The sequence below is a fragment of the Acidovorax sp. HMWF018 genome (assembly GCF_003061035.1).
Classification (GTDB): Bacteria; Pseudomonadota; Gammaproteobacteria; order Burkholderiales; family Burkholderiaceae_C; genus Acidovorax; species Acidovorax delafieldii.
The window spans coordinates 1-6800 of sequence record NZ_QAIM01000188.1 but is presented as its reverse complement, the minus strand read 5'-3'; the positions used below and the strand labels follow the sequence as shown (position 1 = coordinate 6800).

At 63.3% G+C, this 6800-nt stretch carries 5 protein-coding genes; 3 read left to right on the top strand and 2 right to left on the bottom strand.

From position 1 onward, the window contains the following. The 3 genes from DBR23_RS07030 to DBR23_RS07020 all read left to right on the top strand — a co-directional run. A partial coding sequence (locus tag DBR23_RS07030; RefSeq protein ID WP_146191263.1) for a TolC family protein occupies positions 1-723 on the top strand: 723 nt, incomplete at its 5' end. 12 nt (positions 724-735) lie between these two features. Further along, positions 736-2253 carry an efflux RND transporter periplasmic adaptor subunit gene (locus DBR23_RS07025; RefSeq protein ID WP_108497765.1) on the top strand — a complete coding sequence of 506 codons (1518 nt, stop codon included), beginning with the start codon at positions 736-738 and terminating at the stop codon, positions 2251-2253. After that, positions 2250-5399, top strand: a complete 3150-nt coding sequence (locus tag DBR23_RS07020) for an efflux RND transporter permease subunit (protein WP_108497764.1) — start codon at positions 2250-2252, stop codon at positions 5397-5399. Before DBR23_RS07025 ends, DBR23_RS07020 begins: the two co-directional genes overlap by 4 nt. Positions 5400-5798: 399 nt before the next feature. Here the strand turns inward: DBR23_RS07020 and DBR23_RS07015 are convergent, their stop codons facing one another. Further along, entirely contained in the window at positions 5799-6305 is a 507-nt protein-coding gene (locus DBR23_RS07015; protein WP_108497763.1) for a hypothetical protein, read from the bottom strand. A gap of 18 nt (positions 6306-6323) precedes the next feature. Next, positions 6324-6647: a heavy-metal-associated domain-containing protein gene (locus DBR23_RS32230; protein ID WP_108497762.1), complete on the bottom strand. Its 324-nt coding sequence runs from the start codon at positions 6645-6647 to the stop codon at positions 6324-6326. Between the last annotated feature and the right edge of the window lie 153 nt (positions 6648-6800).

The window sequence follows — 6800 nt, the reverse complement described above, 5'->3', positions numbered from 1 at the left end:
GGGGGGACGGCCCAGGCTGGCGATCTTCTGATGGCCAAGCAGGAGGCGCTCGCGCTGTCGGACCGCAGGGACGATCTGCAGCGGGACCGATCCAAGGCCAGGGCGATGTTGCGGCGCTGGGTTGGCGCTCGCGCCGACGAGGCGCTACAGGGAACTCCTGGGCCGCTGAGCCGCCCCTTGGACCAACTGCGGTCAGAGGTACACCGCCACGCGGAACTTGCGCAGTACCCCGCCATGCAGGCCATGGCCTTGGCGGAAACGCGCGAAGCCCAGGCAGAAACCAAGGGTGATTGGTCCTGGGAAGTCGCCTACAGCCGCCGCGACCGACGCTGGGGCGACATGGTGTCGTTCCAGGTGACCTTTGATCTTCCCTGGCAACAGGAGCGGCGCCAAGCGCCCCAGATCAAGGCCAAGCAGCTGGAGCTGCAGCGCCTGGAAGCCGAGCAGGAAGACGTGACCCGCAGGCACCTGCAGGAGCTGGAGGACAGCGCCTCAGAGCTGGCGGCACTGAACAGCCAGATCGAGCGACTGCAGTCGGCTGGCATGGGCTTGGCACAGGGGCGTGCCGAACTCGCGCTGGCCAACTACCAGTCCGCCAAAGGCGACTTGAGCACCGTGCTCACGGCCAGGGCCCAAGTGCGGGAGACGCACTGGCGGCTCATTGATCTGCAGGCACAGCGGGACACCTTGATTGCCCGCCTGAACAGCCTGATTGCCGACTGAAGGGAGAACCACATGACCAATACCGTTTTCAAGAAGACCGCTGTGGCCGTAGCACTGGTGGCTGCTGGCATCGCCCTCGGCTGGACCGTCTCCCAATGGCGCACCGCGAACAACCACGCACTGGGAGCCAGCCCAGCATCGACAGAAGCAGCAAAAGCCGACCGCAAGGTGCTGTACTGGTACGACCCGATGTCGCCGACGCAGAAGTTCGACAAGCCAGGCAAGTCCCCCTACATGGACATGGCCTTGGTACCCAAGTATGCGGATGAGGACACTCAGGAAAGCTCCGGCCTGAGCGTCTCCGCCCAGGCGGTGCAAGCCCTCGGCCTGCGCACCGCCCTGGTAGAGCAGCGAGACATCGGGTCCGACGTGGACGTGCTGGGCACGGTCCAGCTCAATGACCGGGATGTAAGCATCGTCCAGGCCCGCTCGGCCGGTTTCGTGGAACGCGTCTATGCCCGGGCCCCGGGCGACGTGGTGGCCGCAGGCGCGCCATTGGCCGATCTACTGCTGCCAGAGTGGGTGGCTGCGCAGCGCGAGTTTCTCGCGGTCCGGGCGCTCAAGGACGAATCGCTAACGGCAGCTTCGCGCCAGCGCCTGTCCCTGCTGGGCATGCCTGCCTCGCTCGTGGCCCAGGTGGAGCACACGGGCGAACCTCAGGGCCGCTACACGGTGACCTTTCCACAGGCGGGGATGGTGGCCGAACTGATGGTGCGCCAGGGCATGACGGTCTCTGCGGGGGCCAGCCTGGTGCGCGTGAACGGTCTGGCCAGCGTCTGGATCGAAGCGGCTGTTCCCGAAGCGCAAAGCGGTCCCTTGCAACTGGGGCAGGACGCCCAGGTCCGCCTGGCCGCGTTTCCGGGCGAAACCCTCAAAGCCCGGGTTGTGAGCATCCTGCCAGAGGCCAACCGGGACACCCGCACGGTGCGCGTGCGCCTGGAGCTTCCCAACCCCACCCAGCGCCTGAAGGCGGGCATGTCCGGGCAGATTGTCCTGGCGGGACGCACCCAACCGGCGCTGCTGGTACCCAGTGAAGCGGTGATCCGCACCGGCAAGCGGGCGCTGGTCTACGTGGTGGACGGTCCTGGCAAATACCAACCCGTCCAGGTGCAACTCGGCGCGGAAATCGATGACCGCCTCGTCATTCAAAGCGGACTCACCGCAGGGCAGCAGGTGGTCGCCTCGGCACAGTTCCTGATCGACTCGGAAGCCAGCCTGCGAGGCATCATGCCCGCACAGCCTCCAGGCAGCAGCGCACAACCCATCGCTGAACAGGGTTCCTCGGCCTCTGCGGCTCCGGCGTCCAAGAGCTTTACGGTGCGAGGGGTGGTCGATGAGGTCACGCCAACCGAGCTGACCCTTACCCACGAGGCCGTGCCTGAACTGAAGTGGCCCGGCATGACCATGCCATTCAAGCTGGCAAACCCAGAGCTGGCCAAGGCCCTGAAACCGGAGCAGCAGGTCAAGTTCACCTTCCAGCAGCAAGGCAAGGACTTCGTGATCACTGCCGTGGAAAGGATCAAGCCATGATCGCACGTCTGATCCGCTGGTCGGTGGCGAACCGACTCCTGGTTCTGCTGGCGACCGTGATGCTCACGGCCTGGGGCGTGTGGGGCGTGCGCAGCACCCCCGTGGACGCGCTCCCCGATTTGTCGGATGTCCAGGTCATCATCCGCACCTCCTACCCCGGCCAGGCGCCGCAGATCGTGGAAAACCAGGTGACCTACCCGCTGGCCACCACCATGCTGTCCGTCCCGGGCGCCAAGACGGTGCGCGGCTTCTCGTTCTTTGGCGACTCGTTTGTCTACATCCTGTTCGAGGACGGCACGGACCTGTACTGGGCACGTTCCCGGGTGCTGGAGTACATGAACCAGGTGCAGGGGCGACTACCCGCCACGGCCAAATCGTCGCTCGGCCCCGACGCCACCGGGGTCGGCTGGATCTACCAATATGCGCTGGTGGACCGCACCGGCAAGAACGATCTCGCCCAGCTGCGGGCCCTGCAGGACTGGTTCCTGAAATTCGAACTCAAGAGCCTGCCCAATGTCGCGGAAGTGGCGTCGGTGGGCGGCATGGTCAAGCAGTACCAGGTGGTGCTCGATCCGATCAAGCTCGCAGCCCAAGGGCTGACCCAGGGGCAGGTGCGTGATGCCATCCTGGGAGCGAACCAGGAAACCGGCGGGTCGGTGCTGGAGTTGTCCGGGGCCGAGTACATGGTGCGCGCCAGCGGCTACCTCAAGACGCTGGACGACTTCCGGGCCATCCCGCTGGTGTCGCGCGCCGGGATTCCCGTGCGCTTGGGTGATGTCGCCACGCTCCAGATCGGGCCGGAGATGCGGCGCGGTATTGCCGAACTCGACGGCGATGGCGAGGTGGCCGGTGGCGTGGTGGTTCTGCGCTCGGGCAAGAATGCCCAGGAAACCATCAAAGCCGTCAAGGCCAAGCTCAGCGAGCTACAAAGCAGCCTGCCCCCGGGCGTGGAGATCGTCACCACCTACGACCGCAGCGCACTCATTGAGCGGGCGATCCAGAACCTCACCACCAAACTCGTGGAGGAGTTCATCGTGGTGGCTGTGGTCTGCGTCTTGTTCCTCTGGCACTTGCGCTCGGCACTGGTCGCCATCATTTCTCTGCCGCTGGGGATCATGGCGGCGTTTCTGGTGATGCGCTACCAGGGCATCAACGCCAACATCATGTCCCTGGGCGGGATTGCCATCGCCGTGGGCGCCATGGTCGATGCAGCCGTGGTGATGATTGAGAACGCCCACAAGAAGCTGGAGGCCTGGCAGCACAAGCATCCCGACCGGCAGTTGGTCGGGGAAGAGCGCTGGAAGGTGATCACCGAAGCCGCCGTGGAGGTGGGCCCCGCGCTGTTCTTCTCGCTGCTGATCATCACCTTGTCCTTCGTGCCTGTCTTCACGCTGGAAGCACAGGAAGGTCGCCTGTTCGGACCGCTGGCGTTCACCAAGACCTATGCGATGGCCGCAGCAGCGGCTCTCTCGGTCACGCTGATCCCCGTCCTCATGGGCTACTGGATCCGAGGGCGTATCCCTGACGAGCAGAAAAACCCGATCACGCGCGCGCTGATTGCCGTGTACCGGCCTTGCCTGGAATGGGTTCTGCACCGCCCCAAATCCACACTGGTCATCGCCGTGCTGGCGCTGACGACCACGATCTGGCCCCTCTCGCGGCTGGGGGGCGAGTTCCTGCCCAGGCTGGACGAAGGCGATCTGCTGTACATGCCTTCGGCGCTCCCGGGCCTGTCGGCACAGCGGGCGACGGAGCTTCTGCAACTGAGCAACCGGATGATCAAGACGGTTCCCGAGGTCGAGCGCGTCTTCGGCAAGGCTGGCCGCGCGGAGACCGCAACCGATCCGGCACCGCTGGAAATGTTCGAGACCACGGTGAAGCTCAAGCCCAGAGACCAATGGCGTCCAGGAATGACGCCCGAGGGTCTGATCGAGGAGCTGGACAAGGCCGTCAAGATTCCTGGCCTGTCCAACATCTGGATTCCACCCATCCGCAACCGGATTGACATGCTGGCCACCGGCATCAAGAGTCCCATCGGGGTCAAGGTGACCGGCAACGACCTGAAGGTGATCGACGGGATCGCTGCCCAAGTCGAGCAGGTCGCCAAGGGCATTCCGGGAGTGACTTCGTCGTTGGCAGAGCGCCTGACGGGGGGGCGCTACGTCGATGTCCGCATCGACCGCACGGCCGCAGGGCGCTACGGGCTGAACGTAAGCGAAATCCAGGCCGTGGTCTCCGGGGCCATCGGTGGAGAAAACGTCTCTGAAACGGTCGAGGGCCTGGCCCGCTTCCCAATCAACCTGCGCTATCCGCGTGAATGGAGAGACTCCCCAGAACGCCTGGCCCAGTTGCCCATCTCCACCCCCATGGGTCAGCAGATCACGCTGGGTACGGTGGCCAGCATCTCCATCACCGATGGGCCGCCCATGCTCAAGAGCGAGAACGCCCGCCCATCGGGCTGGGTGTATGTCGATGTGCGGGGGCGCGATCTGGCATCGGTGGCCAATGACCTGCGCGATGCGGTGAGCCGCCAGATCAAGCTGGAGCCCGGGGTCAGCATCACGTACTCAGGCCAGTTCGAGTACCTGGAGCGGGCCAATGCCCGTCTGAAAGTGGTGGTTCCAGCCACTTTGTTGATCATCTTCGTGCTTTTGTACTTGACCTTCTCGCGCATGGGTGAGGCGGGACTGATCATGGCGACGCTGCCATTCGCGTTGACCGGGGGCATATGGTTCCTGTACTTGATGAACTACAACCTTTCGATCGCCACAGGCGTGGGCTTCATCGCCCTGGCGGGGGTCGCGGCAGAGTTCGGGGTGGTCATGCTCATCTACCTCAAGCAGGCACTCGCAGAGAGATGTCCAGACGGCAAGCAGCCCACGCTGGAAGATCTGCTGGACGCGATCCGCGAAGGTGCCGTGCTGCGCGTGCGCCCCAAGGCCATGACCGTGGCTGTCATCCTGGCGGGCCTGGTGCCCATCGTGTGGAGCAGCGGGACAGGCTCGGAGGTCATGAGCCGCATCGCGGCACCCATGCTGGGCGGCATGGTGACGGCGCCGCTGCTGTCCCTGTTCGTGATTCCTGCGGCCTATGTGCTGATGAGAAAGCCGAGAAAACGCGATCAGCTGGACAGCCAGGTTTCGTGAGACTAGCTTAGGGTGCCCCCTTTGGGGGCATCGAGTTTGCTGATCGAGAGGCTGCGTAGCGACGCCAGGCAATGCAGCCTCAATCGAACTGGCCCCATGGCATGGTGGGTGCCGATCGAAGCGGCGCCACCGGGTCAGCGGCGTACCCCTGTTGCTGTCGCTGAAAACTGAAGACCCGATAAGAGCATCGTCGCCGCCATCAATGGCACCCAATTGAGCTATCGATCAAGCATGGATGCAAAGGAACCGAACACATTCCCACTTCTGAAATGCGTAGTGCTTGGGGGCGGCAGTAACGGGCTCAAGGGGAAAGCGCCTTGCACTGGTCGATACAGGAAGGTGGTTTACAAAATCTCAATGAGATTTTGTGGCGAGCGCCCCTCAGGACGCTCGCGGGGGTTACTTGGATGGCATGGCCGCTTGGCGGTCCACCATCATTTGCATCATCTGTTCCATCATGGCCATGCGGCGCTCCATTTGAGCGTGCATGCCCATCATGCCGCCTCCCATGCCCGAGTTTCCAGAGGCTGCAGGTGCGGCAGGTTTGGCCTGCGCCCCTTGCTGCATCATCCCCATACCCATGCCACCAGAATTACCAGCACCCATCATGGCCATGCCGGACTGCATGAGCTTCATGTGCTCGTCCATCAGAGCAGAACGTTCGGCGGGAGCCTTGGCCGCCTGCATTTTTTTGTGCATTTCCTGCATCGCCTTCATCTGACGATCAAAGGCGTCCGGTGCTGGCGGGGTAGTAGCTGCCGGGGCAGACTGGGTGGCTACGCCACCGCTCTGCGCATCACCGGGGTGGTGACCTGCGTGTTCGTCCGCAGGTTTAGGAGATTGCGCGACGGCACAGCCCGCCACGAAAAGGGTTGTCAGCAGCCCAGCGACGATATTCAGACGCATGATGGTCTCCTTGTTGGTTCAACTGCAGCATGACGACGTACGGTTCGCAGCGCCTTGATTCACATCAACAGAGGTTGTGGACCGAGACGCACAGCAGCAGCCACCGATTGTTCGGCGCGATGAAGTCCCCGCCACGGCGTCTGCTTTGTATCCGGCACGCTCAATTGCGGAGCGGACAAGCTCCACAGTGTCGTCTTCGACTTGCCCAGGAACGCGGACCTGCCGCGTGGCCACATCGATTTCTACTTCGACGCCTGCTGGCAGTTGGGCCTGAGCTATTGCTCGACGAATACGCTGAGCACAACCGCCGCACGTCATATCAAGAACATTGAAATGGACCATGTGAGCCTCCTTTGGTTGATTCACGTTTTGACTATGAACCTTGCCACGGTGGGAAGGTCAAGGTCTCACGGAATTCAATCGCATAGAAGACCGGAAAGCAGCAAACGAACCCAGTGCTGGTGGTGTCTCTACGAGCTAGAACGCTCGCGCCTT